The following is a 26,625-nucleotide window of genomic DNA, read 5'->3' on the forward strand; positions in this document are numbered from 1 at the left end:
TCGACGGGCAGTGGTTGTCCTGCCCCGCTGCGTATCGAAACAAACCAGTGCCGTATCGAAGAGATCTAGGCTGGGGGCATGGAAGCCACCTATTTCTTCGACCCTGCCTGCCCGTTCACGTGGAAGACGTCGCGCTGGCTGGTCCAGGTCGCGCCCGAGCGCGACGTGACCGTGCGCTGGCGGGCGTTCAGCCTGCTGATCCTCAACGGCGACAACATCCCCGAGCAGTACCGCGGCGGCGTGACCGCCTCGAAGCGGGCGCTGCGCCTGGTCGAGGCCCTGCGCGCCGACCACCGCGACGACACGATCGCGGCGTTCTACACCGAGCTCGGCACCCGCGTGCACGACAACGGCGCGGCCCTCGACGACGCCCTGGTGAACCAGGCCGCGCAGGACGCGGGCGTCGAGGACGCGAAGGCGATCCTGGACGACGAGCGCTGGGACGAGGCCGTACGGGAGTCGCACGAGCTGGCGCTGCGGCTGGCCGGCCCCGGCATCGGCTCGCCGGTGCTGCACGTGGAGGGCGCCACCCGCGGCCTGCACGGCCCGATCATCGGCGACGTGCCCGCCCGCGACGAGGCCCTGGCGCTCTGGGACCCGGTCGTCACGCTGATGCGCTCGGACACGTTCTTCGAGGTCAAGCGCGGCCGCGGCTGACACCTCGGGGGACGGCGGCCGCTGCGCCCTCGGTTCTCAGGCAGCGGGCGGATGCTTGCAGCTCGGTCCCGCGACCAGCTGCCACCGCCCGCCTGCCGGGGCCGACCGCCCTCGTGGCCGCAGGCACGCCGGGCAGAACAGCACATCGTGCAGCTCACGGACGATCCGGGCGAAGTCCTCTGCCTCGGTCAGCGTCAGCGTGTCGGCGATCTCGGAGAAGTGCGCACCCACCTCGTTACGCAGATAGCGCTTGTGCTCGATCGTGTGCATGACCTCGGGCACTCCAGAAGTGTCACATTGTTTGAGGTCCGCCAGCAGCGGCGCCCACAGATCGCCGATCGTGTATCGGTCGCCCGGCCTGCGCGCGATCTTGACGCCGAGCGCCTGCGTGGCCTGATCGAGGACGCCCTCCAGGGCGCGTCCGGCAGCGTAGTCGCAGGGACCGGTCCACGGACTGGAACACGTCGTCCAGCACCAGGATCTTCTCCTGCCCGAGAGCGGCGCATTGGATGTGCACCTCGATCAGGATCAGCAGGGCGAGCAGGTCCAGGTGAGCCTCGCTGAACGTCTGCACCGGATCCTGCGCCAGCCCGTTCGCCAGGTGCGCGGTGACCGCCATGCCGGAGCGGTCGTCGAGTGCGAAGTCGATCCGGTCGAGGTGCTCGTTGTCCACGATGGCGCTGTAGTCCTCGGCCACCCGCGCCGCGACCGTGCTCAGGACGGCCTGCATCTCCCGGCGGTCCTCGTCGCGCTGTGCCAGCGCCTGCTTGCCGGCCGCCGCGGCAGCGTTGCGCGCCTCGAGCGCCGCCTCGAAGTCGTCTGCGACGACGTGGCCCTGCGGCCCGTGATGCCGGACAAGGTGCCGGCGCAGCATCTGCACGCCGCCCCTGTGCTGCGGGACCTCGGCACGCCAATCGTCGCGCACGAAACGGCCGACGTACTGCACCGCCTCCTTGAAGTCGTGCATCGCCTGCTCGTACGCCTCGATCTTGGCCGTCCGCTCCGCCTGATCGAGATGGGCGCCGCCGGGCGCGCGGAGGTAGTCGAAGAAGAAGTCCTGGCGCAGCTCGACCGGCGCCGCCCAGAACCCGATGACGTCGCGCCGCCGTACGACCACGGGGCACTTCCCGAATCCCTCCATCGGTGAGCGGGTGGGCGCCTCCGGGATCACCGGTGACGGCTCAAGAAGGGTGCCCCGCGGCGGCCGGGAGTGAACGTGACAGGAGCGAATGAGTTTGACGGCGTGACGCGGATGGGTATGCGGGTCACGCCGTCCGTCCCTGGAGGAATGCATGACCGCCGCCGAGCCGCAGGTCAGTCTGGATCCCCGCTCCCTGAGCCCCGTCGAGCAGAAGCTGCAGGGGGCGCTCGAGGAACAGCTCACCTCGGCGCTGCAGGCGGCGACCGAGAAGGTCCGGCAGACGTACGCCGGGCAGAGCGTCGAGGAGGTGACCGCGATGCTGTTCGAGGGCACCAAGGCGGGCCTGCACCACGACATCGCGGCCGGCTTCCGGCCCGACCACGCCCAGCTGCGCCACGTGGCCGAGGCCATCGTCAGCGGTCACTGACGCCCCTCAGCCGCCCCGGACGATCCCGAGGATCACGTCCATGGCCTTGCGGCGGTCGTCGCCCGTGCCCAGGTAGGCGTCGGGGACGATCAGCTCGTCGAGACCCAGTTCCGCGTACGCGGCCACGTCGTCGGCGAGCTGCGCGCGGGACCCGCCGATGACGGGCCGGTCGAGGTCGGGCAGCGGTCCGTCCACCACGGTCAGCGCCTGCGCGGTGCGGGCGATCGTGGCGGGATCGCGCCCCACCGCCGCGCAGTGCTCGTCGAGCACCGCCGACTTGTGCGCGATCAGCTCGGGGCGCCCCCAGCAGTTCCACTCGTCGGCGTGCTCGGCCACGACCCGCAGCATCCGCTTCTCGCCCTTGGCGCCGATCATCAGCGGCAACGGCTGCTGCACCGGCTTGGGCTCGCACACCGCGTCCTCGACCCGGTAGTAGGAGCCCTCGTACGTCGTCCGCGGCGTGCGCAGCAGCCCCTTGAGCACGTGCAGCGCCTCCTCGAAGCGGTCGATGCGCTGCTTCAACGGCGGCAGCTCGATCCCGTACTGCTCGTGCTCGTTGACCTGCCAGCCCGCGCCCACGCCGAACACGAACCGTCCGTCGCTGATCCGGTCGACGGTCGCAGCCATGTTCGCCAGCACCGCCGGATGCCGGTACGTCATGCCGTACACCAGGGTGCCGACCCGCACCCGCGGCACGGCCGCCGCCAGCGCCGCCACCACCGACCCGCACTCGAGCACGGGATGGGTGTCATCCTCCCCCGGCTCGGCGTTGGGCATGAAGTGGTCGGCGAACCACACGCCGTCCCACCCGGTGGCCTCGGCGTGCCGGGTCACCTCGAGCACCTCGGCGAAGCTCTGCGCGGCGCCGGGCCAGATCGAAAGTCGCATGCGACCACCCTGTCACGCCCGCGCGGGCACCACCGCCGAAGGTCAGGGGGTCTCCAGCTCGGCGATCAGGGCCGCCGCCCGGGCGAGCTGCCGGTGGGAGAAGACCGGGATGCCGTGGCGCCGCAGGGCCTCCGCGGCCACCCCGCGACCGGGCACGGTGACGCCCGTGAACGTTCCGTCGTGCACGCGGGTGGTGCCGCAGGTGGGGCTGCCGTCGACCAGGACGGCGAGGCCCACGCCGGCGTGCACGGCACGTTCCGCCGCCCGGTCGGCCGCCGCCCGGAACAGCGCGGTGACGTCGCGGCCGGTCGACTCGCGCACCTCGGCCCGGCCGTCGAGCACGTCGGCCGCGCTCCCGCCGACGATCTCGGCCGGCGGCCGCGGCACAGGGAAGCCCACGGCCAGCTCGGGACAGAGCGACACGAGCCGGCCCTGCTCGGCCCACTGCTGCCAGATCGGCGAGTCGAGCGGCACGCCGGTCGCGTTGAAGCGGATCGCGGCCCCGCCCAGGCAGCCGCTCACCAGGATCCTCACCTTCACACCGTCCACCGTAGGGGGCGCCGGAACGTCGCGGCCGGCCGGTGAGCACCTCACCGGCCGGCCGCGTTTCCCGATCCCCCGCCCGGCGGGGTGCCGGGCCTCAGGTGGACGGTTCGCCGCCCTGGCAGTGACGCCAGAGCCAGCGGCCGCCCACCTGCTCCACCAGGCCCGACACCCGGTAGGGGAAGTACTCGTCGCCGCCCGCGTCGGCGCGTGCCCGGCCGCGGGCCTCGGCGAAGACGTACGCCCGGCCGCCGTGCTCGTGCACGATGACGTCGTGCGCCTCCCAGCCGTACGCCTCGAGCCTCGAGAAGAGGTCGCCGAGCAGGGCCGCCAGCGCCGCCCGGCCGGCCGCCGTCTCGCCGAGCTCGGAGCCGGCGTAGCCGATGTCGTCGCCGGGCGCGAAGCAGGCCAGCGCCGCCGCCAGGTCGCGGGCGGCGAACGCCTCGCCGAGATCGTGCACGGCCTGTGCCGGTCCGCCGGTCAGGCCACCTCCGCCGGCCATGCCGCGTCCGCCGGTCACGCCGCGTTCGCCGGTCATGCCGCGATCGCCTCCCGGTCCCGGATCGGCGGGGCGCTGGACGTGATGACCTGGGCGGGCAGCCGCGGATGCTCGATGTAGGCGAGCGGCTCCTCGCGGGAGTGCCGCGGCGCGTACCGGGTCTCCTCCTCGAGGCGGCGCATGCCGGGCAGGAACAGGAAGCCGATCGTGACGGCCGCGCCCAGCAGGCCGGCGCCCATCAGCGTCTCGCGCACCCCGATCCACTGCGCGACGGGCGCGGCCAGCGCGTACGACAGCGGCAGCAGCGCCGTGGAGACGAACCAGTCCACGCTGGACACCCGGCCGAGCATGCCCTCGGCGACGAAGTGCTGCTTGACGGTCGCCCACGCCACGGTGCCGGCCGCCTCGAGGCCGTTGACGAGCACGCAGGCCAGCGCGAGCTGCCACGTCTGGGTGGCCGCGCCGTAGCCGGCCACGGCGAGCGTGGCGACCGCCCACACGCCGTACATGTAGGTCAGGAACCGCCGCGGGATGCCGATCCAGCCGACCGCCAGCGCGGCCGCGACGGCGCCCAGCCCGCCCGAGGTGAGGATCAGGCTGAGCGACGAGGCGCCCAGGCCCAGCTCCTGTTTCACCACGTAGGGCAGCAGCACCTCGGTGGGGCCCAGGAACACCAGGTAGGTGAACGTGGCCGACAGGAACGTGCCCCACAGCCACACCCGGCTGCGCACGTAGCGCAGCCCCTCGCGCATCTCCTGCCAGAGCGACTCGGCGGGCTCGCCGGCGTCCGCCGGTCCCAGCGGCAGGCGGCTCATCGTGAGCAGGCACGCGACGGAGAGCGCGAACGTCGCCGCGTTCACCCCGAACGCCCACCCCGTGCCGCCGGCGGCGATGACCGCGCCGGCCAGCATCGGGCCGAAGATCTGCGTGCCGGCGGGCCGCACGAACTGGTCGAGCGAGTTCGCGGCGATCAGGTCGTCGGCCGGCACCAGCTTGGGCACGGTCGCGTCGAACGCCGGGCCGAAGAAGCCCGCCGCCGCGCCGTGGATCGCCGCGAGCACGAGGATCTGCCAGAGGGAGGTCAGCGCGCCGGTCACGCTCAGCACCGCGAGCGTGGCCATGACGGCGCACCGGAGAAGGTCGGAGACGAGCATGACCCGGCGGGAGTCGAACCGGTCGCTGACCACCCCGCCGAACAGCAGGGTGGCGACCTGCGGCAGCGACAGGGCGACGCCCACCGCCGACATCGCGGCGGGCACCCCGAACAGGTCGTACACCTGCCACGCGAGGGCGACGAGGAGAACCCCGTCGCCCACCAGCGAGGCGCTCATCCCGGTCCACAGGAGCCGGAACTGGCGGTGCCGCAGCGGCGCCAGCGGGCCGGGGAGCTTCACTTCTCGACGCGCCGCAGCTTGCCGGCGGCGTGCAGCTCGGTGATTACGGCGTTCAGCTCGTCCAGCTCCTCGTCGGAGTTGGCGGCCGTGACCTGGGCGCGGAAGCCCACCTGGTCGCGCGGCACCAGCGGGTACGCGGCGAGCGTGACGTAGATGCCGCGCTCCCACAGCAGCTTGCCGACGACGTCGATGTCCTCGCCCTCGGCCAGCGGCAGCTCGATCACCGGCGTGGTGCCGGTGTTCGGGGTGTACACGCCCAGGGCGCGCACGTGGTCGAGCACCTTCATGGTCTTGCGGTACAGGTCGGCGCGGATGTCGTCGCCGCGCTTCTCGTTGAGGTCCAGGCCGGCGTTCACGGTGGCCAGCGACGCGGTCGGGGCCGGGCCCGAGTACAGGTACGGAGCGGCCGAGACCTTGAGGTGGTTCTTGAGCCAGGTCGGCAGCGCGAGGAACGCCAGCAGCGAGGAGTACGACTTGGAGAAGCCGCCCACGAGCACGACGTTGTCGTAGGTCTCGCCGCTGTACTTGACGATCGCGTTGCCCTTGAGGCCGTACGGGGACTTCTCGTTGGCGCCGCGCTCGCCGAGCACGCCGAAGCCGTGCGCGTCGTCGACGTAGACCAGGGCGCCGTACTCACGGGCGACGGCGGCGAACGCCTTCAGGTCGGGCGCGTTGCCGGTCATGCTGTTCACGCCGTCCATGGCGATGATCTTCGAGACGCCGGACGGGGCCGCGGCCAGCAGCTCGCGCAGGTGCTCGTGGTCGTTGGCGCGGAACCGCTGCACGGTGGCGCCGAGGCCGCGGGCGACCATGCTGCCGTCGTAGATGGTCTTGTGGGCCTGCGAGTCGAGGAAGATCATGCCCTTGCCTGCCAGGATCGGCAGCACCGACATGTGGATGTGCGTGATGGTCGGCAGGACGAGCGTGTCGGGCGCGTCGAGCAGCGCGGTGAGCTTCTCCTCGATCTGCGGGTAGAGCGCGGGGTTGCCGAGCAGCCGCGACCAGCTCGGGTGGGTGCCCCAGCGGGCCACCTCGGGCGCGATCGCGTCCATGATCTCCGGCTCCAGGTCGAAGCCGAGGTAGTTGCAGGAGGCGAAGTCGGCCAGCCAGTGGTCGCCGACCCGGATGCGCCGGCCCTTGACCTCCTCGATGGTGGCGTCGTACATCGGGTTGCCGCTGCGCAGGCGCTCCAGGTCGGCCCAACGGCCGTCGCGCTTGACGAATTCGAGACCGGATCCAGCGAGATTCATGGAAGACCTTTCGGATGGTGGAGGGTGTCAGTTGAGGACTGCGGAGTGCCGGGAACGGAGAAGTTCCTGGAACTCGTCGGACGTGATCGGCTTGGAGAACAGGTAGCCCTGGCCGTACGAGCACCCCATGCCGGCCAGCGCCGCGCGGTGCTCGTCGAGCTCGATGCCCTCGGCCACGACGGCCAGCTCGAGCGTGCGGGCCAGGCTGACGATGGTCTCGACCAGCGCCATCTGCTGACGGTTGTCGAGGATGTCGTCGATGAAGGACTTGTCGATCTTGAGGACGTCGACCGGCATCTGGCTGAGGTAGCTCAGCGACGAATAGCCGGTGCCGAAGTCGTCGATCGCGATGCGCACGCCCATCGCGCGCAGCTCGCGCAGGTCGCGCCACACCTGGTCGGCGTCGTGCAGCACCAGGCTCTCGGTGACCTCGAGCAGCAGCCACTCCGGCCGGGCGCCGGTCTCGGCGAGCACCTCGCGCACCTCGTCGACGAACCCGGGCGTCCGGAACTGACGCGCCGACACGTTCACGCTGACGTACCGCATGTCCGCGCCCGCCTCGGTCCGCCGCCACTGCGCGAACGTGCGCAGCGCCTCGCGCAGCACCCAGCCGCCGATCGCGACCACCGAGCCGTTCTCCTCGGAGAGCTCGATGAACTCGTGCGGGCCGAGCAGCCCGCGCACCGGGTGCTGCCAGCGCACCAGCGCCTCGAGGCCGGCCACCTCGTTGGTGGGCAGGTCGACGATCGGCTGGAAGCGCAGCCGCATCTGGCCGCCGGCCACCGCCTCGTTGAGCGCCGAGCGCATCTCGAGCCGGCGCAGCATTGCCTCGTGCATCTGGTCCTGGTAGCGCTGCCAGGTGTTCTTGCCCTGCGTCTTGGCGCCGTACATCGCCACGTCGGCGCGGCGCAGCAGCTCGCTTATCCCGGTCGCCTCGGCGCTGGTCGCGACGCCGACGCTGGCCGCGCCGCGCACCAGGTGCGGGGCGCCGGTCGCGTCGGTGACCTCGATCGGGTCGGCGAGCACGGCGACGATGCGGCCGGCGACCTGCTCGGCCTCGTCCGCGGCGCCGACGTGGTCGAGCAGCACGGCGAACTCGTCGCCGCCGGTGCGCGCCACGGTGCACAGCGGGCCGACGACGTCGGCGATCCGGCGGCCCACGGTGATCAGCAGCTGGTCGCCGGCGGCGTGCCCGAGGCTGTCGTTGACCTCCTTGAAGTCGTCGAGGTCGACGAACAGCACGCCCACCTCGTGCCGGCGCTCGGCGGCGTACGAGGCCGCGTGCTCGAGCCGGTTCTGGAACAGCGCGCGGTTGGCGAGCCCGGTCAGCGCGTCGTGGAACGCCTGGTGGGCCAGGTCGCTCTCGAGGCGGCGCCGCTCGGTGACGTCGCGGATCGTGACGACCAGGCCGCCGACGGCGGGGTCGTCGCGCAGGTCGCGGCAGGTGCACTCGACCTGCAGCAGCAGGTCGTCGCCCGAGATCGCGGTCAGGTCGACGCCGTCGCGGGGGCCGCGGCCGCCGCGCACCTGGTCGAGCAGGTGCGCCAGGTCGGCGTGGTCGGTGCCGGCGATGAGCCGCGACAGCGGCAGGCCGAGCAGGTCGGTGCGGCCGAACACGGCCAGCGCGGACGGGCTGGCGTACCGGATGACCTCGTCGTCGCCGACGATCAGGATCACGTCGGAGGCGCTCTGGATCAGCGCGCGGAAGTAGTCCTCGCTGCTGCGCCGGTTGACCTCGTCGGTGAGGTTGATCCGCTCGACGGCCATGGTGCCCTGCGCCATCAGCGCCTCGAACGACGTCTCCAGCACCGACAGCAGCTCGTCGCTGCCGGCCAGGAACACCTGGTGCTTGCGGGGCGGCCCGTCGGCGGTGCGGCCGGCGGCGATCGACTCGGCGACCAGCGCCTGCTCGAACCCGCCCAGCTCGGCGGCGATCTCGGCGGGCAGGTCGGCGACGAGGACCCGGCCGGTGGACATGACCCCGGCCGGCGTGCCCGGCTCGGCGTCGACGCCGCGCATGAAGAAGCGGTGGTCCTCGCCGTCCGGGACGATCTCGGCGACGGCGCGGCGCAGCGCCTCGCCGGCCTGGGCCACGCTGCTGGCGGCGACCAGGTGGGCGCCGGTCAGGCGCAGCGTGCGCTCGCGGGCGGCGGTCTCGCGCTGCGACTGCATGAGACCGGCCACGCGGGCCATGACCAGCAGGAACATCACGCCGGACGCGGTGGCGATCATGGGTGCGTCGACGACCTCGCCGCCCAGGTGCTCGATGAGCAGCACGGCGGGGGCGATCAGCGCGGCGGCCGACAGCGTCGCGAGGCGGCGGCCGCCGGCGACGCCCTGCGTGACCCGCTCGGCCAGCGTCAGCTCGCGCATCGACGGGTGCAGCGCGGACATCGCGATGGCGGTGTAGAACAGCACCCAGCCGGCGTCGACCGGGCCGCCCACGTGCCACGTGCCGGCGAGCTGCCGCAGGCCGTAGACGACGTCGGTGATCAGCAGGCTGGACACGCCGACGACCAGGATCGTCAGCGCGACGGGCTTGCGGCCGCCCGCGGTGAGCAGCCGGGCGAACATCGCCAGCGCCAGCACGTCGCCGAGCGGGTAGCCGACCGAGACCGCCTTCTCCACGAAGCCGAGCCCGGCGTCGTGCACGTACGGCGAGATCAGGAACACCCAGGAGAGCAGCCCCAGCCCGGCGGTGGGCACCAGCGCGTCGAGCAGCGCGGCGCGGTTGTCGGTGCCCGAGCGGGCCCGGATGAACACCAGCAGCGCCACCGCCAGCATCGGATAGATGACCAGGTAGAACACGTCGGCCGGCGACGGGAACGGGTTCGCGATGCCGAGGACGTCGGTGAGGATGTTGTACGTGGTGTCGCCCAGCGTGAAGCAGGCGACCACGGCCGACAGCAGGTACCACGGCAGCCGCCGCGACGGCCGGTGCAGCCGGATGCCGACCAGCACCGCCGCGGCGGCGGACAGGCCGATCGCCGCCCAGGAGTACGTGCTGACCTGCGGCAGGGTGTAGAAGACGACCGTCAGGGCGACGATCCAGGCGCCGAAGCACGCCTGCAAGCGCGTGGCCGACATCCGTGCTCCGATCTCGGGAAGGGGTCCGTCAGACCTTCTCGATCGGCACGGGGCCACGCGGCATGAGGCCGGAAGATCAGCTCATCCGGTGCAGTGCGTTGCGGAAGCGGTGCAAGTCGCGGCGGCGGCGTTCCAGGGTCGTCGCGAGCAGCACCAGCACGAGGCCGGCCACCGCGAGCGGGATCCAGCGCGGCACCAGGTCCCACACCAGGGCCAGCTCGTGCAGGGCGAGCACCGCGAGCACCCCGCCGCCCATCAGCACGGGCGCGCGCAACCGCGTGGCCACCCCGGCGACCACGATCGCCACGCAGGCCACGCCCAGCAGCAGCCGGCGCAGGTACTGCCCGTCGCCGTCGAGGACGGGCGCCAGGTGCGGCAGCAGCCCCACCGCCAGCGCGGGGCCGTACGCGAGCCAGCTCGACCGGCCGCGGCCGAGCACCACCCCCGCCGCCACCAGCAGCGCGTCCAGGATCAGCGTGGTCCACCACGGCAGCCCCAGCCCGGCCGGGACCGTCAGTGCGAGCACGGCGGCGGCGCCGAGCGCACCGGCCCGCCGGTGGGCCGCGGGCAGCGCCAGGACGAGAGCGGCGCCCAGCGCGGCGACCGCGGCGGGCAGCTCCCAGCCGGTCGCGCCGGTGCGGGCGGTGTCGACCGCGCGGATGCCCGCCTCGACCGCGAGGGCGGCGGCGACCACGCCCGGCGCGGCGACGACGGCCAGCGCCCCAGCCCGCGCGCCCAGGCCGGCCCGCGGGGCGACGACGGCGACCGCCAGCGCCACCAGCGCGACGACCAGCAGCGTGTCGGCGGAGGTGAGCAGCGCCGCGACCCGGGCGGCCACGACCGCCGCGGCGGCCACGAGCAGGGCGGCGGCGATCTCACGGGCGGCCGGACGACGCGAGACCAGTGCGCCGGCGAGCACCACGAGCGCGGCCAGCAGCAGCGCGCCACCCGCCGCGGCGGCGTCGGCGGGGTCGATGGTGACGACCATGCCGGTCAGCGCGCAGGCGGTCGCGACCAGCACGGCGAGGCCACCGGTCACGGCCGCGGCGAGCGCGAGGCCGCCGTTGCGCCGCACGGCGAGCAGCGCGACGTCGAGCGCGGCGACCACGGCGAAGGTGAGCGCCCAGCCGGTCGCGCCGGGGTGGGCGGCCGCGACCAGCAGCGGGAGCACCGGGTGGGCGATGACCAGCGCGGCGTAGCGGGGGCCGGTCAGCCCGGTGAGGTGCTCGTACCCGGCGGCGACCGCGGCGGTCACCGCGAAGACCGCGCCCGCGTAGCCCCAGCCGGAACCGTCGGCCACGCCGAACAGGTTGACGTGCCAGGCGGCGTACCCGTCGAGGAGCGTCAGCAGCAGGCCCACCGCGGCGAACGTCTCGGCGGTGGCGCGCAGGCGCCGCCGAAGAGCGAGCACCGGCACCCCGAGCGCCAGGCCGGTGGACGCGGCCAGCAGCAGCGCGCGGCCGCCGACGCCGAACTGGGCCCAGGCGACCGCGGCGAACACGACCGCGGCGACACCCAGCAGCAGCCCGCCCAGGACGAACAGCACGCTCTGCGCGGTGCGGCCGGAGACCTCGCGGGCCGGGGGCGGCGGCGGGCCCTGGACCGGCGCCACCGGCCGGCCGTCCTGCCAGGCGATCGGGTTGCCGCAGTGCGGGCACGGGAACGTCATGGCCCGATCCTCGTCCGCGCCCGGGCCGCGCGGCTGAGCACACGTACTCATCCGCGGTGAGCCCTTGACCCAGGCTGCGATGATGCTCGTCGATGATCGAGACGAGGGGCCTGACCAAGCGGTACGGCGGCGTGGACGCCGTGCGGGACGTGACGTTCACCGCCGCCCCGGGCCGGGTCACCGGCTTCCTCGGGCTCAACGGCTCGGGCAAGACCACCACGTTGCGCATGCTGCTCGGGCTGGCGCGGCCCACCGCGGGCGAGGCCCTGGTCAACGGCGAGCGCTACCGGGACCTGAAGCACCCGCTGCGGCAGGTCGGGGCGGTGCTCGAACAGGGCCTCGCGCACCCCGGCCAGTCCGGCCGCGGGCACCTGCGCACCCAGGCGCTGCTCTGCGGCGCGCCGAAGGACCGGGTCGAGAGCCTGCTGGCGTACGTCGGCCTCGACGAGGAGGCCGCGCGGCAGCGCACCGGCAACTACTCGCTGGGGATGCGGCAGCGGCTCGCGGTCGCCACCGCGCTGCTCGGCGACCCGCCGGTCCTGGTGCTCGACGAGCCCGCGAACGGCCTCGACCCGTCCGGCATGGCGTGGCTGCGCGGGCTGCTGCGCGCGCACGCCGGGGCGGGCGGCACGGTGCTGATCTCCAGCCATCTGCTCGCCGAGCTGGAGCTGCTCATCGACGACGTGGTGATCATCGCGGGCGGCCGGGTGCGGCTGGCCGCGCCGCTCGACACGGTCGCCGGCCCCCGCAACACCCGGCTGCGGGTGCGCGGGCGGGACCCGCAGCGGCTGTGGCAGGCGTTCGAGCAGGCCGGCGCCGAGGTGAGTACGGACGGGCACGCGCTGTACGTGACCGGGCTCAGCGCGGAGGACGCCGGGGAGATCGCCCTGTACGTGCAGGTGCCGCTCTCCGAGCTGACGGCCGAGACGCCCAGCCTCGAGCAGCTGTTCCTCGACCTGGCGGAGGCCGCGTGATAGCCACGCTGCGCAGCGAGCTGCACCGCACGCTCACGATCCCGTCGAGCTGGGGGTCGATCGCCGGCGCGGTGCTGATCGGGCTGTCGTTCAGCTGGTTCAGCGTCGACTTCTGGTCGCTGTTCGCCGGTCTGGGCGTATTCGGCACCGCGGTGGTCACGACCTCGCAGCACTACCAGCACCGTACGGCCGTGCTGTTGTTCCTGGGGCAGCCGCGGCGCGGGCGGGCCCTTGCCGCCCAGTGCGTGACGGCGGTGCTGATCGGGCTGGCCGTCGCGCTGGTCAGCGGCGTGGCGGTGCTGTCGACACGGGACAAGGCGCAGTACTTCGGGACGCTGGCGGCCGTGCCGTTCCTGGCGCTGTTCGGCGTGGCGAGCGCGACCGTGGTGCGCCGCCCGATGTGGCTGTTCATCGCGTACGGCATGTGGTTCGTCTTCGCCGAGGGCCTGGTCTACAAGTTCCGGCAGCCGCTGCCGTTCACCACGTTCATCGGCGCGGCCGGCGGCAACCCGAAGGCACTGCTGCTGTTCGCCGGCTACACCGCCGCCGCGCTCGCCGTCGCGGCCTGGACGATCCGGCGCGACCTGACCGAATAGTGACGCCGGTCACCCGAGGTCACGGCGGAGCCGGCGGCGAACGTCCCGCGGGCATGACCGACATCCTGATCCTCGGAGCCGGGTACGCCGGGCTGAGCGCGGCCACCAACCTGGCCGGCCGCCTGCGGCGGCGGGCCGGCGTACGACTCACTCTGGTGAACGCCGACGACCGGTTCACCGAGCGCCTCCGCCTGCACACGACCGGCGCCGGCGGTGGCGTCAAGGAGCTCAGCATTCCGCACCTCACCACCGGCACCACCATCGAGTTCGTGCGGGGGTGGGTGACCGCGGTCGACGCCGACGCCGGCACAGTCGGCCTCGGCGACGGGCGCGTGCTGCGCTTCGACAAGCTCGTGTACGCGCTGGGCAGCACCGCCGACACCGCCTCGGTGCCGGGCGTGGCCGAGCACGCGTACACCCTCGACAGCTTCCACGACGCCCGGACCCTCGCCGCACGCCTCGCCGGGATGCGCAAGGGCACCGTGGTCGTCTGCGGCAGCGGCCTGACCGGCGTCGAGGCCGCCGCCGAGATCGCCGAGAGCCATCCCGCACTGACCGTCCACCTGATCGGGCGCGACGCCCCCGGCGCCACGTTGACGCCCGGCGCCCGGCGCTACCTGCACGCCGCCCTCGACCGCCTCGGGATCAGGGTGCGCACCGCCGAGATCCGCGAGCTATCCGGCTCGATCGGTGGCGACGTCATCCTCTGGACGGCCGGCACCCGCGTCTCGCCGCTGGCCGCCGCCGCGGGGCTCACCGTCGACGACCGCGGCCGCATCGTCACCGACCGCACGCTGCGGTCGGTCTCGCACCCCCGGGTGTACGCGGTCGGGGACGCGGCCGCCGTCCGCCAGGGCGACCGCGTGCTGCACGGCACCTGCCAGAGCGGCATGCCCACCGGCGTGCACGCCGCGATGTCGATCGCCCGCGAGCTCGACGGCAGACAGCCGCGGCCGTTCCGGTTCGGCTACTACCACGTGCCGGTCAGCCTGGGCCGCGGCGACGCCGTCGTGCAGTTCACGCACCCCGACGACAGCCCGCGCCGCGCATACCTGACCGGGCGTCCGGCCGTCTGGTACAAGGAGACGGTGAGCGCCTCCCCCTGGCCCACCTACGCCCGGATGCTGGCGTTCCCCGCGATGGCGTCGTGGTGGCCGCGCGGCGGCCGGTACACGCGATGACCGCCGACGTCTTCGCGGCCCACCGGCGGCTGCTGTTCGCCATCGCGTACCGGATTCTCGGCTCCGCCACCGACGCCGAGGACGCGGTGCAGGAGACGTGGCTGAAGTGGTCGGCGGCGGACCGCTCGCGGGTCGCCGACCCCCGGGCGTACCTGGCCCGGGTCGTCACCCACGAGGCGGTCGACCAGCTGCGCTCGGCGCGGCGGCGGCGCGAGACCTACGTCGGCCCCTGGCTGCCCGAGCCGGTGCCGACCTCGCCGGAGGACGGCGACGACGTGTCCACGGCGATGCTCGTGGTGCTCGAGACGCTCAGCTCGCTGGAGCGGGCGGTGTTCGTGCTGCGGGAGGTCTTCGACTTCTCCTACCCCGAGATCGCCGCCGCGGTCGAGCGCTCGGAGCCGGCCGTGCGCCAGGCCGCGCACCGCGCCCGCGAGCACGTGCGGGCGCGGCGTCCCCGCTTCCCCACCGACCGCCGCCGCCAGCGCGACGCGACCGAGCGGTTCCTGGCCGCGGCCACCGGCGGCGACATCAACAGCCTGATGGAGCTGCTCGCCCCCGGCGTCACGCTCTGGACCGACGGCGGCGGCAAGGTCCGCCACATGCGCCGGCCGATCAGCGGCGCCCGCCGGGTGGCCGCGTGGCTGGCCGGCGTCAGCAGGGTCCCGTACGAGGGTGTCGCGCCCGCCGACATGCGGGCCGAGCTGGTCGAGCTCAACGGCGGCCCGGGCCTGGTGTTCACCGGGGCCGGCCGGGTGATCTCGACGCTCACGTTCGACTTCGACGCCGGGGGCCGCATCACCGCCGTCTACAACGTCGCGAACCCCGACAAGCTGCGCGCGGTCAACCGCTGACCCACGACGACCACCTCGCCACGGTGATCACCACGAACGGCCCGGCCGGCGGCGCCTCCCGATACTGCGGATAGCGCTCCACCAGCGCTTGCAACCCTTCCGCGTACGTCTCGACGACCTCCGCCGTCCCGTCGGCGCGCACCCACCACAGCCGTGACCAGTCGGGCTCGTAGTGGTCGGCGAGCACGCTGACCCGGGGCTCGGCCGCGATGTTCGCCAGCCGGCGCAGCGCGCGGCTGCGCTTGGGCTTGCCGTCCACCGCGCTCACGATCACGTCGGCGCCCACCGGCGCGAACACGATCGGCACGAGGTGCGGCGCGCCCTCCGGGCCGACCGTCGCGAGCCGGGCCACGGGGACGGAGGCGAACCGCTGCGCGGGGGTCACCGGCCGGTCAGCTCCGCGATGGCCGCCTCCCACTTCTCCAGCGCCGGCTCCACCCGGCTCCACGGGCCGGACGGCAGCCACACCGAGACCCGCTCGATGCCGGCCTTCTCGCACCGCTCGAGCGCGCCCGGGTCCGGCGGCACACTGAGCATCTGCACCTGCAGGTAGCGGTCGGCGCGGGCGCGCAGCTCGGCGACCCGCTCGAACACGTTCTCGTCGCGCCACTGCGGGAACCAGCCGTCGCCGTACTCCAGCACCCGGTCGAGCACCGTGGGCCCGCCGCCGCCGATGAGGATCGGCGGGTGCGGACGCTGCGCGGGCTTGGGCCACGACCAGATCCGGTCGAAGCTCACATGCCTGCCGGAGAAGCTGGCCTCGTCGTGCGTCCAGATCTCGCGCATGGCCCGGATCCGCTCCCCCATGATCGGCACACGCAGGCGGGGGTCGGTGCCGTGGTTGCGCATCTCCTCGCGGTTCCAGCCCAGCCCGACGCCGAACTCGAACCGCCCGCCGCTGAGGTGGTCGACGCTGGCGACCTCCTTCGCGGTCGTGATCGGGTCGCGCTCGGTGACCAGGCAGACGCCGCTGCCGATGCGCAGCCGGCTGGTCGCCTCGGCCGCCGCGGTCAGCGCGACGAACAGGTCGTACGTGTGCCAGTACTTCTGCGGCAGCTGCGCCCCGCCCGGCCAGGGCGTCTCGCGGCTCGCCGGGATGTGCGTGTGCTCCGCGAAGAACAGCGCGGTGTGCCCGCGCTCCTCCACCCGCCGCGCGATCTCGCCCGGCCGCATGCCGTCGTGGGTGGGAAAGTAGCCGACTCCGAATTCCATGGCTCGATCCTATGAACCTCCCGGCCTCCGGCGCCGTGTCAGGAGAAAGCGCGGAGGGAGAGTCTCATGATTCTCGTCATCGTCGTCGCAACGGCCCTGGTGACCGGTTTCCTGGCCGGCCTGGTCTGCTTCAAGAAGACCAACGAGTTCTGCGGCCACTGCGGGGTCACCAAGCAGTGCCCGGTCTGCCCGGCCCCGGCGTCTGCCGCCCTGACGCCCTCGTCCGCCTGCTCCCGGTAGCGGCCCCGGCGGGACGCCCGACCTGCGCGACATGACGAAACGCCCGGCGCGTGGGGCGGGCCGGGCGTTTCGCGGTGGGGATGGTCAGCCGGCGGCCTCGAGGATCACCGGAGAGCTTGTGGTGTCCTCTGTGTACCCACGATCCCGCGGGGGCTAAACAGCGACGAGCGAGACGCGCCCGGCGCGCGTCCTGGCGGCGGCCTTCGCGTCGTACATGGCCCCGTCCGCGCGGCGCAGCAGGGACACGGCGTCCGCGCCCGGTTCGGCGCGCACCACGCCGATGCTCAGCCCGATGTCCGCCGGCTCGCCGGCCACCTCGAACGGCTCGGCGAACGCGGCGTCGATCCGCGCGACGACGCTGCCGCCGGCCGGCGGGCACAGCAGGACGAACTCGTCGCCGCCGTAGCGGGCCAGCGTGTCGCCCTCGCGCACACAGGCGGCCAGCCGCTCGGCCACCAGGCGCAGCAGCTCGTCGCCCGCGACGTGGCCCAGCCGGTCGTTGACGGCCTTGAACCCGTTGAGGTCGCAGAAGTAGATCAGCGGCGCCGACCCGGCGGCCAGCTCCGCGTCGAGGACGGCGAGGAACCGCTTGCGGTTGGCCAGGCCGGTCAGCGCGTCGTGGGTGGCCTCGTGGGCCAGGGCCGCCTCGGCGCGGGACCGCTGCGCGGCGAGCCGCCCGATGCGGAGCATCACCAGCGGAACGACCACCACGGTGCCCAGCGCGAGCAGCACCGCGTCGACCGGCCGCCCGGTGAGCTGCTGCACGCCGGCCACCACGGGGTTGAGCGCCAGCGCGCCGCCGAGGAAGGCCAGCCGCCGCGGGCCGAGCCGGTCGACCGGCACCGGGCCGGGCTGCAGCAGCCGGACCATCGAGCGGTCGGCCACCCCGGCGCCGGCCACGATGTAGCCGGCCAGGAACAGCGCGTCGATCCAGCCCGGCCGCACCAGCGGGTCGCCGGTGGTGGCGAAGACCAGGCTGGCGTTGCCCACCATCGCGAGCGGAAGGACGACCAGAAAGGCGCGCAGGGCGAGCAGCGGCTCCCGCGCGGCCCGCTCGACCCGGGCGAGCGCGCCGAGCATGCCCGCGAGGCAGAGCATCAGCACGAGCAGCCCGGCCCGCGCGGCCGGGGACAGAGCGCCGGCGTCGATCCGCGGCTGCAGCAGCACGGCCCAGACCAGCGACGCGAGGCCCACCGCCATCACGACCGCGTCGAGGATGCCGCCCACGTCGCCGCGGCCGCGCCGCAGCACGATCCAGAGCGCCGCGGCGAGCAGCAGCAGGTGGCCGGCCACGATGAACCCGAGCGACGCCTGGTTGCGGTTGTCGGTGAAGGCCACCTGGACGGCCGCCCACAGCCCGCCAACGTTGATCACCGCCAGCCCGGCGAAGATCAGCCGCACCGGGCCCTCCCGCCGGCGCAGCGCGAACCCCGCCGGGAGCAGCGACGACGAGCCGATCAGGAAGAACAGCAGGGGCCGCACCCCGGCGGGCGCCAGCGGGAACGCCGCGGCGGCCAGGAGGGCCGGCACGACGTACGCGAGCAGGGCGGCCGGCACATCTGGATCATCGGCCGCCCGCCGCCCGTATTGAGCGCGACCGGCCGCTCAGCGTCCCGCGGCCCGGTACGCCTTGCCCGCCTCGGTGGGCGTGGTGGCGTCCCGGTAGAGGCCGTAGTCGACCGAGTCGCCGACCGCGGGCAGCGAGAACCACGCGTACCGCTCGACGTACGGCGCGGCCTGCAGCTGCCGGGTCGACTCGGTGATGAAGGCGGTGATCTGCGCGGTGCTGGGGAACTTCGGGGTGCCGGCGAAGTTCATCAGGCCGTACTCGGTGACCCAGATCGGCAGGCCGTACCGGTCGTGCACCGCCTTGACGTACCCCATGAACTGACCTGCCGCGGCCGAGCTGAAGTCGGAGCCGTACCAGTGCAGGGTGATGAAGTCGACCCGCAGCCCGCGCTGCTTCGCGCCGGTCATGAACCGGTCGAGCCAGCCGCCGGGCGTGTTGCCGCCGTAGGCCACCGCGGGGCTGCCCAGCCGCATGCCGGTCGACTGGAGCTGCGGCCACAGGTCGAGGGCCTGCTCGACGGTCATCTCGGCCTGGCCGGCGAGGTCGGGCTCGTTGAAGCCCAGCAGCGTGCTGCCCTCGGCCTTCACCTTGGCGAGGTTGGCGGCGGTCACCACGTTCTCGTCCCAGATCATCGGGACGAACTCGGCGTCGGCCGGCATGCTGTCGTTGTTGGTGCCCCAGTTGTAGTACCAGTTGGCGCCGACGTCCTTGACCGCCCCGGACAAGCCGGTGAACTGCCAGGTGCTGACGCCCTTCTTCGTCGTGACCGGGGCCGGCGTCGCCGGCGTGGCAGGTGTGGCCGGTGTCGTGGGCGCTGCCGCCCCGGGCGTCACGAACGCCTGGTCGGCGCCGCCGGTGCAGGTCCAGAGCTGCAGCCGCGAGCCCTCGGCGTCGAGGCACTTGCCCGAGCCGGTGTTGACCAGCCTGCCGCCGGAGGACGTCCACGCTTGCGCGCCCGTGCCGTTGCAGTCGTAGAGCTGCACCCGCGCGCCGTCGGCGTGCGAGGCCGCGGCCACGTCGAGGCACTTGCCCAGCGCCTTGACGCTGCTGCCGTCGATCGTCCAGCTCTGCGCCGCCGTGCCGTTGCAGGCGTACAGCTGCACGGCCGTGCCGTTGGCCGGGTTGGCGCCGGCGACGTCGACGCACTGCCCACCCGGGCCCGTGACGGGTCCGGCCGTGGCCGCGAAGGCGTTGCTGATGCCGAGGACGCCGAGGCCGGCGACGACCGTGCTCGACACGACGATGGCTAAGCGCTTGCGTGCAGACATGCGGCCGACGCTAGCGGCGGGCGGGCCGGGCACGAAGCCGCTTAACCGGGCCCTAAGAACATCGAGCCCTATGGGCAGACTTCCGCGAAAACCGTTATCGCCCCCGGACTCTTGCCGCCGCGGAAAGAGTTCTGATAGTTTCCTCCTCGGAAACAGTCAGGGATGGAGGCGACATGGACGTCGACGAGGCTTCGCGAGCGCTGGCCGAGATCGAGCGGCGCCGCCAGGAGACGCTCGACCGTGGCGGCCCTCGCCGCATGCCCGCGTGGTTCACCTACGGCGCCGCGGCCGCCCTGGCCCTGGTGTGGGCCGGTGGCGATGTCGAGGGGCGGCCGGCGCTGGCGATGACGATGGCCGGCATCCTGGCGGTCGGCGCGCTGGCCTGGGCGGTGGAGCGTTCCACCGGCATCCGGCTGCGGATGAGCAGCCTGCGGTTCGGGCCGGTGGCGGCCTTCGTGGCCGCGGTCGTCGCGACCGGCATCGTGGTCGGTTCCGTGCTGCGGGCGCTGGATGTGCCCGTCGCCGGCACGATCGCCGGACTGGCCTCCGGCGCGGTGTGGGTGCTGGCCATGCGGCGCACGCAGGTGGCCGCCACGACGCGTCGACCGGCATGAGCTCGCTGCACCCGCCGGGGTTCAACGAGGTGCTGCACGCGCCGGTCCGGTTGACACTCGTGTCGCTGCTCGCGCCGGCCGTCCACGTCGAGTTCGCCTATCTGCGCGAGGCCACCGGGCTCAGCGACTCCGCGCTCAGCAAGCAGCTCAAGGCCCTGCAGGACGCGGGCTACGTCGAGCTGCACCGGCACGGGCGGCGGGCCACGGTCAGGCTCACCGCCGAGGGACGGCAGGCGCTGGCCGAGCACGCCGCCGCGTTGCGGGCGCTGCTCGGTGACGCGTTGCAGGCGGCGCCGGAGGTCAGCGGTGCAGGGTGAGGATGAGGTCGACGACCAGCGCGCTCCAGCCGGTCTGGTGCCAGGCGCCCAGCCCCGCCCCGTTGTCGCCGTGGAAGTATTCGGGGAAGACGATCAAGTCTTTCCAATCCGGGTGGGTCTGCAGCACGCGGTTGGCGCCGTAGATCGGGCGGTTGCCGTTCTCGTCGGGCAGGAACAGGTTGATCAGCCGCCGCGAGAGGTCGTCGGCCACGTCGGCCAGCGGCACCTTGCGCTGCGAGCCGGTCGGGTACTCCGCCTTCATGTCGTCGCCGAAAAAGGCCGCGTACTCGCGCAGGGCCTCGATGAGCAGGTAGTTGACCGGCATCCAGACCGGGCCGCGCCAGTTGGAGTTGCCGCCGAACAGGCCGCTGGTGCTCTCCGCGGGCTCGTACCCGACGGTGAAGTCCGAGCCGCCCAGCGAGACGGTGAACGGCTTCTCCAGGTGGCTGCGCGACAGTGTCCGGATCCCGTACGCCGACAGGAACTCCTCGGGATCCAGCATCCGCGCCAGGATGCGCAGCAGCTGCTCCTGCCCCACCATCGCCAGCAGCCGCTGCTGGCGCCCCTGCGACGACAGGCGCCGCGCGCTGATGATGTCGGCGTACTCCCCCTGCGACGCCTGCAGCCAGCGCAGCCGCGCGTTGAGCTCGGGCAGCCGGTCCAGCGTCGCCTTCTCCAGCCGCGTGGTGGCCGCCAGCGGCAGCAGGCCGACGATCGAGCGCACCTTGAGCGGCAGCTTGTGCCCGTCGGGCAGCCGCAGCTGGTCGTAGAAGAAGCAGTCCTCGTCGTCCCACAGGCCCTGTCGGTAGGCGGCCTCGGCGATGTAGGCGAAGTGCTCGAAGAACTTCGTCGCCATGTCCTCGTACGTGCGGTCGTGCAGCGCGAGCCGGATCGCCATGTCCAGCAGGTTCAGCGCGTACATCGCCATCCAGCCGGTGCCGTCGGACTGCTCGAGCACGCCGGCCACGGGCAGCGCCGCCGATCGGTCGAACGGTCCGACGTTGTCCAGCCCCAGGAAGCCGCCCTCGAAGACGTTGTTGCCGCCCACGTCCTTGCGGTTGACCCACCAGGTGAAGTTGAGCAGCAGCTTGTGCATGACCCGCGCGAGGAAGTCGAAGTCGCGCCCGCCGTCGATCTCGAACACCCGCAGCGCCGCCCACGCGTGCACGGGCGGGTTCACGTCGCCGAAGGCCCACTCGTACGCGGGGATCTGCCCGTTGGGGTGCATGTACCACTCGCGCAACAGCAGCACCAGCTGCGACTTGGCGAACCCCGGGTCGACGCGCGCGATCGACACGCAGTGGAACGCCAGGTCCCAGGCCGCGTACCACGGGTACTCCCACGGGTCGGGCATCGAGATGACGTCGAAGCTGTTCATGTGCCACCAGGCGTTGTTGCGCCCGTAGCGCCGGCCCGGCGGCGGGGGCGCCGAGCCCGGGTCGCCGGTGAGCCACTGCTTCACGTCGAAGTGGTAGAACTGCTTGCCCCACATCAGCCCCGCGACGCCCTGCCGGGCCACGGCCGCCTCCTCGGGCGACGCCGCCGCCGGGATCAGCTCGGCGAAGAACTCGTCCGCCTCGGCCCGCCGGTCGCGCATCACCGCCGACCAGCCGTCGCCCAGGTCGAGGGCGCCGGGCTCGTCGTCGTCCTGGGCGAGGCGCAGCCGGATCGTGCGGCTCTCCCCCGGCCCCAGCGTCACCACGTAGTGCAGCGACCCCTTGGTGCCCACGTTGTCGGGGTTGACCGTGGGCGCGCCGTCGACGATGTGGTCGTTGATGCCGTCCTTGGGATACAGGCTCTTGCCGGGCTGGCCCCACAGCCGCTGCGCGTTCGTCTCGTTGTCGCACAGCAGCGGCCGCGGCGCGTCCTCGCCCTCAAGCACGATGTGGCCGATCCCGCGGTGCCGGCCCGCCAGGCGTCCCGGGCTGCCCGCGATGCCGGGCACGCGCCGGTTGGGCAGCCCCCACGACCAGGTGTTGCGGAACCACAGCGTCGGCAGCACGTGCAGCGTGGCCGCCTCGGGCCCGCGGTTCGAGACCGTGACGGCGATGCACATGTCCCGCGGGGAGGCCTTGGCGTAGTCGACGGTCACGGCCCAGAAGCGGTCCTCGTCGAAGACGCCGGTGTCGACCAGCTCGTACTCGGGCTCCTCGCGGGAGCGCTGCCCGTTGACGCGCACGAGCTGGTCGTACGGGAACGGCTCCTGGGGGTAGTGGTAACGCCAGCTCATCCAGGAGTGCGTGGGCGTGGAGTCCTGGTACCACCAGTACTCCTTGGCGTCCTCGCCGTGGTTGCCGCCGTCGCCGCCGAGGCCGAACATGCGCTCCTTGAGGATCGGGTCGCGGCCGTTCCACAGCGCCAGCGCGAAGCAGAACGTCTGCCGCTCGTCGCAGACCCCCGCCATCCCGTCGTCGTTCCAGCGGTACGCGCGGGACCGCGCGTGGTCGTGCGGGAAGTAGTCCCAGGCGGTGCCGTGCTCGCTGTAGTCCTCGCGGACCGTGCCCCACGCGCGCTCCGCCAGATAGGGACCCCATGCCCGCCACGGCTGCTCACCCGAATCGGCCTGCGCCAGCCGGAAGCGCTCCCCCACGCCGTGCCTCACCCCTGTGTTCCGTCGACGTCTCTCAGAGTCTCACTGCCCGGTGTCACATGTGATGACACCGCACGATTCTGCATGAGATCCATTACACGTCGCCGGGCCGCACTCCGGCGGGGTGAGCGGCTACCGCTGGGGGGCGTCGAAGTCCAGCTCAGGCGCGGGCAGCGTCAGCGTGAACTCCGTGCCGCCGTGGCGGGCCGGGCGGGCGGACAGGGTGCCGCCGTGGGCGTCGAGGATGGCCTTGGTGACGGCCAGCCCGAGGCCCGTGCCCTTGATGCCGGCCCGGGTGGCGTTGCTGGCGCGGAAGAAGCGGCTGAACAGGTGCGGGTACTGCTCGGCGGGGATGCCGATGCCGTTGTCGCTGATGGTGACGACCACGTCGGCGCCGTGGTGCTCGGCGGTCACGCGCACCGTGCCGCCCTCGGGGGTGTATTTGACGGCGTTGGACAGCAGGTTGTCGAGGGCCTGGCGCAGCCGCTGGGCGTCGGCGTGCACGGCCAGCCCGGGCTTGATGGTGGCGTGCAGGGTCAGGCTCTTGGCGTCCGCGCTGGGCCGGTGGCTGTCCACGACCTCGCACAGCATCGTGTCAGCCGCCATCGGGCACGGGTCGATGCTCACGTGGCCGGCGTCGAGGCGGGCCAGGTCGAGCAGGTCGTCCACGAGCCCCTGCAGGTGCCGGGTGGTGCGGTCGACGACGGTGGCGTGCTTGCGCTCGGCGCCGCCCAGCCCGGGGCTGTCGAGCAGCACCTCGGTGTACGCCTTGATGACGCTCACCGGGTTGCGCAGCTCGTGGATGACGACCGCGGAGAGCTCGTCCTTCATCCGGTCGAGCTCGCGCAGCTGCTCGACCTGCTCGCGCTCCTGCTCGAGCAGCCGCTCGCGCCGCTCGGACAGCTCGTGGCGCTCGGTCACGTCGGTGGACAGCCCGTCGATGAACAGCCGGTCGCCCTCCCAGCGCGGCACGGCACGGGTCCAGATCCAGCGGACCACCCCGTCGAAGCCGACCACGCGGCACTCCAGCTCGGCGTGCTCGCCGTCGGCGAGGTCGGCGTGGAAGCCCATCATCAGCTCGGCGTCGTCCGGGTGGACCCGCTCGGTCAGGGTGGCGGGCGCCTCGGGCGTGACCGCCTGGCCGAAGACGCCCGCGGCGTTCGGGCTGCCGTAGACCAGGCAGGGAAGCTCGCCCGGCACCGCCTCGACGGTCCAGACGTAGTCGTTGACCTGCGCGACGATCCGGTCGAAGCTGCGGCGCGCGTCGGCCAGCGCCAGCGACATGTCCTCGGCCCACCGGCGCTCCACGAACCGGCCCAGGTGCGCGCCCACCGCGTCGAGCATCTCGACGGTGTCGGTGTCGTACGGCAGGTCGTGGTCGGTGTAGAAGGCGAGCACGCCCAGCGTGCGCCGGCCGGAGCGCACCGGCACCCCGACGGCGACGCGGATGCCCACGTCGTGCAGGGCGGCGCGGCCCGCGTCGACCATGTCCCCGGGCATGGTGGCGGTGTCCCACCAGCTGGCGCTGTTGCGGTGCCAGACCAGGCCGGGCAGCCCCTCGCCGCGCACGAAGGTCAGCGGCGCGTCGCTGGTGAACGCGGACAGGTCGCGGTCGCCGGTGGTGTACGAGCTGTGCCGCACGATCGCCTCGCGGTCCTCGGTGACCTGCCAGTACTCGCCGCACAGCCAGCCCAGCGACTCGGTGATCGCGGCGACGGCCCCGATGCCGGCGTCCTTGGCGTTGGTGGCGTCGGAGAGCACCTGCGCGACCGCGTGCCGCGCGCGACGCAGCTCCTCGGCCCGGTACGCCTCGGTGATGTCGTGCAGGGCCACGACGGCGCCCAGCCGCTCGCCGTCCTGCGTCTCGATCGGCCGGCCGTTGGACAGCAGCCGCTGCCACGTGCCCCGCGCCTTGATCAGCAGCTGCTGACCCTGCACGATCTCGCCCTGAAAGGCCCGCCGCAGCGGCAGGTTCTCGACGATCCGGCGGCCGTCCGGCTCGTAGACGGGGTGCAGCGTGCCCCACTCCGACATCGGCGTGTGGGGGGCGGACTCCCGGCCGGAGAGGTCGCGGGCGGCCCGGTTGAGGAACATCAGCCGGCCCTCGCTGTCGCACGCGGCGACGCCGACCTCCAGGCTGTCCAGCACGGCCTCGAGGAAGGCGTGCTCGGCGTCGGTGCGGGCGGCGTACGCGATCTGCTCCGCGCGGGCCAGCCGCAGGGCCACCTCGGTCTGGGCGGCGTCGGCGAGGTCGCGCAGCACTTCGAGGTCCTGCTCGGTCCAGTCGCGCGGCGTGCAGTCGGCGACGCAGACCGAGCCCAGCACGTGCCCGTCCGGGGTGCGCAGCGGCACGCCCGCGTACGCGACGACGTCGTAGTCCGCGATCGCCGGGTGGGCGTCCAGCCGCGGGTCGACCCGGGCGTCGGGCACGACCAGCGGGTCGCCGGCGGCGACGACGTACTTGCAGAACGAGTGCGACAGCGGGGTCTCGCGCTTCTCGGCGAGCTCGCCGGTGAGGCCGTACGCGCCCGGGAACCGCTGGTGGTCGGCGCCGACCAGCGACACCAGCGCCGTGGGGGCGTCGAGCACCCGGGCGGCGAGCCTGGTCAGCCGGTCCAGCACGCCGACCCGGCCGGCCTCCAGCAGCCCGGTGGCCCGCAACGCGCGCAACCGCTCGACGTCCCGTATCGGCGCATCCGGTGAGATCAGCACGGAGTCAGCTATCGGTCGCCGCCCGGAGGACCTGAGGCAAGCGATCCGCCGGCGGTCAGGTCAGCTCGCGCGGTTTCTCGTGCGACGACTCGTCCTTCAGGTAGAGATACCAGTACGAGGTGGAGACGAAGACGACCGCGCCGACCAGGTTGCCGAGGAAGGCGAACAGCCAGTTGCGCAGGGTGTCGTCCCAGCCCAGCTCCGGCACGCCGGCGAAGATGGCGGCCGGCAGGAAGAACATGTTCGCCACGACGTGGTCGAAGCCCATCGCGACGAAGGCCATGATCGGAAAGAAGATCACGAGGATCTTCCCGGACAGGGTGTCGGCGGCCAGCGACATCCACACCGCCAGGCACACCAGCCAGTTGCACCCCAGCGCGCGCAGGAAGATCTGCCAGTTGTCCTCGTGCAGCGCCTTGGCCTGGGCGATCGAGGCCAGCCGGTCGTAGGTCATCGCGCCGGAGGTGCCCGCGTCGCTGCCGACGTGGCCGATCACGCCGGTCTGCACGGCGAGGAAGTACGCGACGAACAGCGCGCCGAGCACGTTGCCGATCGCCACGAGGGTCAGGTTGCGCACCACGTCGCCGGTGGTGAGCCGGCGCTGCATCGCGCCGATCGGCACCAGCATCATGTTGCCGGTGAGCAGGTGCGAGCCGGCGACCAGCACGAGCACCAGGCCGAGCGTGAACGCGGCCCCGGTGAACAGCGTGGGCAGGCTGCCCCAGGTGCGCGGGTCGAGCCCCGACGACACGGCGATCGCCACGAGGCCGCCGAAGGCGATGTACGCCCCCGCGAGGAACGAGCCGATCAGCACCTTGTCCCAGCGCAGGTCGGCCTTCTTGATGCCGGTCGCCACCGCCGCGTGGGCGATCTCCTGAGGTTCCTTAGCCGCCATGGTGCACCTCCGATCCGCGTTTACCCAGCGGCGGCGCTCCTACGCGAAGC

At 73.0% G+C, this 26,625-nt stretch carries 25 protein-coding genes; 9 read left to right on the forward strand and 16 right to left on the reverse strand.

Features of this window, described 5'->3' with window-relative positions; genetic code table 11:
* The first annotated feature begins 78 nt into the window (after positions 1 to 78).
* Positions 79 to 657: a mycothiol-dependent nitroreductase Rv2466c family protein gene (locus ACSNN8_RS35060; RefSeq protein ID WP_436654469.1), complete on the forward strand. Its 579-nt coding sequence runs from the start codon at positions 79 to 81 to the stop codon at positions 655 to 657.
* Between the two features lie 36 nt (positions 658 to 693).
* Here ACSNN8_RS35060 and ACSNN8_RS35065 read toward each other — a convergent pair whose 3' ends face one another.
* Positions 694 to 939: a hypothetical protein gene (locus tag ACSNN8_RS35065; RefSeq protein WP_436654470.1), complete on the reverse strand. Its 246-nt coding sequence runs from the start codon at positions 937 to 939 to the stop codon at positions 694 to 696.
* A 10-nt stretch (positions 940 to 949) separates the two neighbouring features.
* Positions 950 to 1,774: a hypothetical protein gene (locus ACSNN8_RS35070; RefSeq protein ID WP_436654471.1), complete on the reverse strand. Its 825-nt coding sequence runs from the start codon at positions 1,772 to 1,774 to the stop codon at positions 950 to 952.
* A 175-nt stretch (positions 1,775 to 1,949) separates the two neighbouring features.
* Between ACSNN8_RS35070 and ACSNN8_RS35075 the strand changes: the two genes are divergently transcribed.
* Entirely contained in the window at positions 1,950 to 2,225 is a 276-nt protein-coding gene (locus ACSNN8_RS35075) for a hypothetical protein (protein WP_436654472.1), read from the forward strand.
* A 6-nt stretch (positions 2,226 to 2,231) separates the two neighbouring features.
* On the opposite strand, the gene ACSNN8_RS35080 is transcribed toward ACSNN8_RS35075, so the two are convergent.
* The 7 genes from ACSNN8_RS35080 to ACSNN8_RS35110 all read right to left on the reverse strand — a co-directional run bounded on the left by ACSNN8_RS35080 (position 2,232) and on the right by ACSNN8_RS35110 (position 11,555).
* Positions 2,232 to 3,113: a TIGR03560 family F420-dependent LLM class oxidoreductase gene (locus tag ACSNN8_RS35080; RefSeq protein ID WP_436654473.1), complete on the reverse strand. Its 882-nt coding sequence runs from the start codon at positions 3,111 to 3,113 to the stop codon at positions 2,232 to 2,234.
* 42 nt (positions 3,114 to 3,155) lie between these two features.
* Entirely contained in the window at positions 3,156 to 3,653 is a 498-nt protein-coding gene (locus ACSNN8_RS35085) for a DUF523 domain-containing protein (protein ID WP_436654474.1), read from the reverse strand.
* Positions 3,654 to 3,753: 100 nt separating this feature from the next.
* A complete protein-coding gene (locus ACSNN8_RS35090) occupies positions 3,754 to 4,194 on the reverse strand; it encodes a nuclear transport factor 2 family protein (RefSeq protein ID WP_436654475.1) in 441 nt (146 codons plus the stop codon).
* Positions 4,191 to 5,549, reverse strand: a complete 1,359-nt coding sequence (locus ACSNN8_RS35095) for an MFS transporter (protein WP_436654476.1) — start codon at positions 5,547 to 5,549, stop codon at positions 4,191 to 4,193. Before ACSNN8_RS35095 ends, ACSNN8_RS35090 begins: the two co-directional genes overlap by 4 nt.
* Entirely contained in the window at positions 5,546 to 6,799 is a 1,254-nt protein-coding gene (locus ACSNN8_RS35100) for an aminotransferase class I/II-fold pyridoxal phosphate-dependent enzyme (protein ID WP_436654477.1), read from the reverse strand. Before ACSNN8_RS35100 ends, ACSNN8_RS35095 begins: the two co-directional genes overlap by 4 nt.
* Positions 6,800 to 6,826: 27 nt before the next feature.
* Positions 6,827 to 9,886 (reverse strand): putative bifunctional diguanylate cyclase/phosphodiesterase, encoded by a 3,060-nt coding sequence (locus ACSNN8_RS35105; protein WP_436654478.1) that lies wholly within the window; start codon positions 9,884 to 9,886, stop codon positions 6,827 to 6,829.
* A 76-nt stretch (positions 9,887 to 9,962) separates the two neighbouring features.
* Complete coding sequence (locus ACSNN8_RS35110) at positions 9,963 to 11,555, reverse strand: SCO7613 C-terminal domain-containing membrane protein (protein ID WP_436654479.1); 1,593 nt, start codon at positions 11,553 to 11,555, stop codon at positions 9,963 to 9,965.
* 92 nt (positions 11,556 to 11,647) lie between these two features.
* Between ACSNN8_RS35110 and ACSNN8_RS35115 the strand changes: the two genes are divergently transcribed.
* The 4 genes from ACSNN8_RS35115 to ACSNN8_RS35130 are packed head-to-tail and all read left to right on the forward strand — an operon-like array spanning position 11,648 to position 15,157.
* On the forward strand, positions 11,648 to 12,529 hold the full coding sequence (locus ACSNN8_RS35115) for an ABC transporter ATP-binding protein (RefSeq protein WP_436654480.1): 882 nt from the start codon (positions 11,648 to 11,650) through the stop codon (positions 12,527 to 12,529).
* Entirely contained in the window at positions 12,526 to 13,125 is a 600-nt protein-coding gene (locus ACSNN8_RS35120; protein WP_436654481.1) for a hypothetical protein, read from the forward strand. The genes ACSNN8_RS35115 and ACSNN8_RS35120 overlap by 4 nt, the downstream gene beginning before the upstream one ends.
* 53 nt (positions 13,126 to 13,178) lie before the next feature.
* On the forward strand, positions 13,179 to 14,306 hold the full coding sequence (locus ACSNN8_RS35125) for an NAD(P)/FAD-dependent oxidoreductase (protein WP_436654482.1): 1,128 nt from the start codon (positions 13,179 to 13,181) through the stop codon (positions 14,304 to 14,306).
* Complete coding sequence (locus tag ACSNN8_RS35130; RefSeq protein WP_436654483.1) at positions 14,303 to 15,157, forward strand: RNA polymerase sigma-70 factor; 855 nt, start codon at positions 14,303 to 14,305, stop codon at positions 15,155 to 15,157. Before ACSNN8_RS35125 ends, ACSNN8_RS35130 begins: the two co-directional genes overlap by 4 nt.
* Here the strand turns inward: ACSNN8_RS35130 and ACSNN8_RS35135 are convergent.
* Both ACSNN8_RS35135 and ACSNN8_RS35140 read right to left on the reverse strand, forming a co-directional pair.
* On the reverse strand, positions 15,147 to 15,542 hold the full coding sequence (locus ACSNN8_RS35135) for a TIGR03668 family PPOX class F420-dependent oxidoreductase (protein WP_436654484.1): 396 nt from the start codon (positions 15,540 to 15,542) through the stop codon (positions 15,147 to 15,149). The genes ACSNN8_RS35130 and ACSNN8_RS35135 overlap by 11 nt on opposite strands.
* Positions 15,539 to 16,369 (reverse strand): LLM class F420-dependent oxidoreductase, encoded by an 831-nt coding sequence (locus ACSNN8_RS35140; protein ID WP_436654485.1) that lies wholly within the window; start codon positions 16,367 to 16,369, stop codon positions 15,539 to 15,541. The genes ACSNN8_RS35135 and ACSNN8_RS35140 overlap by 4 nt, the downstream gene beginning before the upstream one ends.
* 66 nt (positions 16,370 to 16,435) lie before the next feature.
* Between ACSNN8_RS35140 and ACSNN8_RS35145 the strand changes: the two genes are divergently transcribed.
* The gene (locus ACSNN8_RS35145) at positions 16,436 to 16,609 is read left to right on the forward strand and encodes a hypothetical protein (protein WP_436654486.1); all 174 of its coding nucleotides are present in this window, start codon (positions 16,436 to 16,438) and stop codon (positions 16,607 to 16,609) included.
* A gap of 153 nt (positions 16,610 to 16,762) precedes the next feature.
* Here ACSNN8_RS35145 and ACSNN8_RS35150 read toward each other — a convergent pair whose 3' ends face one another.
* On the reverse strand, positions 16,763 to 18,166 hold the full coding sequence (locus tag ACSNN8_RS35150) for a diguanylate cyclase domain-containing protein (protein ID WP_436654487.1): 1,404 nt from the start codon (positions 18,164 to 18,166) through the stop codon (positions 16,763 to 16,765).
* Positions 18,167 to 18,214: 48 nt separating this feature from the next.
* Entirely contained in the window at positions 18,215 to 19,447 is a 1,233-nt protein-coding gene (locus ACSNN8_RS35155) for a glycoside hydrolase family protein (RefSeq protein WP_436654488.1), read from the reverse strand.
* A 173-nt stretch (positions 19,448 to 19,620) separates the two neighbouring features.
* Between ACSNN8_RS35155 and ACSNN8_RS35160 the strand changes: the two genes are divergently transcribed.
* Positions 19,621 to 20,061: a hypothetical protein gene (locus tag ACSNN8_RS35160; RefSeq protein WP_436654489.1), complete on the forward strand. Its 441-nt coding sequence runs from the start codon at positions 19,621 to 19,623 to the stop codon at positions 20,059 to 20,061.
* Positions 20,058 to 20,378 (forward strand): transcriptional regulator, encoded by a 321-nt coding sequence (locus tag ACSNN8_RS35165; RefSeq protein WP_436654490.1) that lies wholly within the window; start codon positions 20,058 to 20,060, stop codon positions 20,376 to 20,378. Before ACSNN8_RS35160 ends, ACSNN8_RS35165 begins: the two co-directional genes overlap by 4 nt.
* On the opposite strand, the gene ACSNN8_RS35170 is transcribed toward ACSNN8_RS35165, so the two are convergent.
* The 3 genes from ACSNN8_RS35170 to ACSNN8_RS35180 form a co-directional block, all read right to left on the reverse strand.
* A complete protein-coding gene (locus ACSNN8_RS35170; protein WP_436654491.1) occupies positions 20,362 to 22,968 on the reverse strand; it encodes an MGH1-like glycoside hydrolase domain-containing protein in 2,607 nt (868 codons plus the stop codon). The genes ACSNN8_RS35165 and ACSNN8_RS35170 overlap by 17 nt on opposite strands.
* Positions 22,969 to 23,100: 132 nt before the next feature.
* Complete coding sequence (locus ACSNN8_RS35175) at positions 23,101 to 25,680, reverse strand: ATP-binding protein (RefSeq protein ID WP_436654492.1); 2,580 nt, start codon at positions 25,678 to 25,680, stop codon at positions 23,101 to 23,103.
* A gap of 55 nt (positions 25,681 to 25,735) precedes the next feature.
* Positions 25,736 to 26,575 (reverse strand): formate/nitrite transporter family protein, encoded by an 840-nt coding sequence (locus tag ACSNN8_RS35180; RefSeq protein ID WP_436654493.1) that lies wholly within the window; start codon positions 26,573 to 26,575, stop codon positions 25,736 to 25,738.
* Between the last annotated feature and the right edge of the window lie 50 nt (positions 26,576 to 26,625).

The organism is Actinoplanes sp. URMC 104 (assembly GCF_051386375.1).
GTDB lineage: Bacteria > Actinomycetota > Actinomycetes > Mycobacteriales > Micromonosporaceae > Actinoplanes.

Coding starts and splice junctions, on each gene's coding strand:
- ACSNN8_RS35075 (WP_436654472.1), top strand. CDS start 1,950: ATGACCGCCGCCGAGCCGCAGGTCAGTCTGGATCCCCGCTCCCTGAGC.
- ACSNN8_RS35110 (WP_436654479.1), bottom strand. CDS start 11,555: ATGACGTTCCCGTGCCCGCACTGCGGCAACCCGATCGCCTGGCAGGAC.
- ACSNN8_RS35125 (WP_436654482.1), top strand. CDS start 13,179: ATGACCGACATCCTGATCCTCGGAGCCGGGTACGCCGGGCTGAGCGCG.
- ACSNN8_RS35180 (WP_436654493.1), bottom strand. CDS start 26,575: ATGGCGGCTAAGGAACCTCAGGAGATCGCCCACGCGGCGGTGGCGACC.
- ACSNN8_RS35160 (WP_436654489.1), top strand. CDS start 19,621: ATGGACGTCGACGAGGCTTCGCGAGCGCTGGCCGAGATCGAGCGGCGC.
- ACSNN8_RS35155 (WP_436654488.1), bottom strand. CDS start 19,447: ATGTCTGCACGCAAGCGCTTAGCCATCGTCGTGTCGAGCACGGTCGTC.
- ACSNN8_RS35130 (WP_436654483.1), top strand. CDS start 14,303: ATGACCGCCGACGTCTTCGCGGCCCACCGGCGGCTGCTGTTCGCCATC.
- ACSNN8_RS35090 (WP_436654475.1), bottom strand. CDS start 4,194: ATGACCGGCGAACGCGGCGTGACCGGCGGACGCGGCATGGCCGGCGGA.
- ACSNN8_RS35080 (WP_436654473.1), bottom strand. CDS start 3,113: ATGCGACTTTCGATCTGGCCCGGCGCCGCGCAGAGCTTCGCCGAGGTG.
- ACSNN8_RS35145 (WP_436654486.1), top strand. CDS start 16,436: ATGATTCTCGTCATCGTCGTCGCAACGGCCCTGGTGACCGGTTTCCTG.
- ACSNN8_RS35100 (WP_436654477.1), bottom strand. CDS start 6,799: ATGAATCTCGCTGGATCCGGTCTCGAATTCGTCAAGCGCGACGGCCGT.
- ACSNN8_RS35115 (WP_436654480.1), top strand. CDS start 11,648: ATGATCGAGACGAGGGGCCTGACCAAGCGGTACGGCGGCGTGGACGCC.
- ACSNN8_RS35140 (WP_436654485.1), bottom strand. CDS start 16,369: ATGGAATTCGGAGTCGGCTACTTTCCCACCCACGACGGCATGCGGCCG.
- ACSNN8_RS35105 (WP_436654478.1), bottom strand. CDS start 9,886: ATGTCGGCCACGCGCTTGCAGGCGTGCTTCGGCGCCTGGATCGTCGCC.
- ACSNN8_RS35060 (WP_436654469.1), top strand. CDS start 79: ATGGAAGCCACCTATTTCTTCGACCCTGCCTGCCCGTTCACGTGGAAG.
- ACSNN8_RS35165 (WP_436654490.1), top strand. CDS start 20,058: ATGAGCTCGCTGCACCCGCCGGGGTTCAACGAGGTGCTGCACGCGCCG.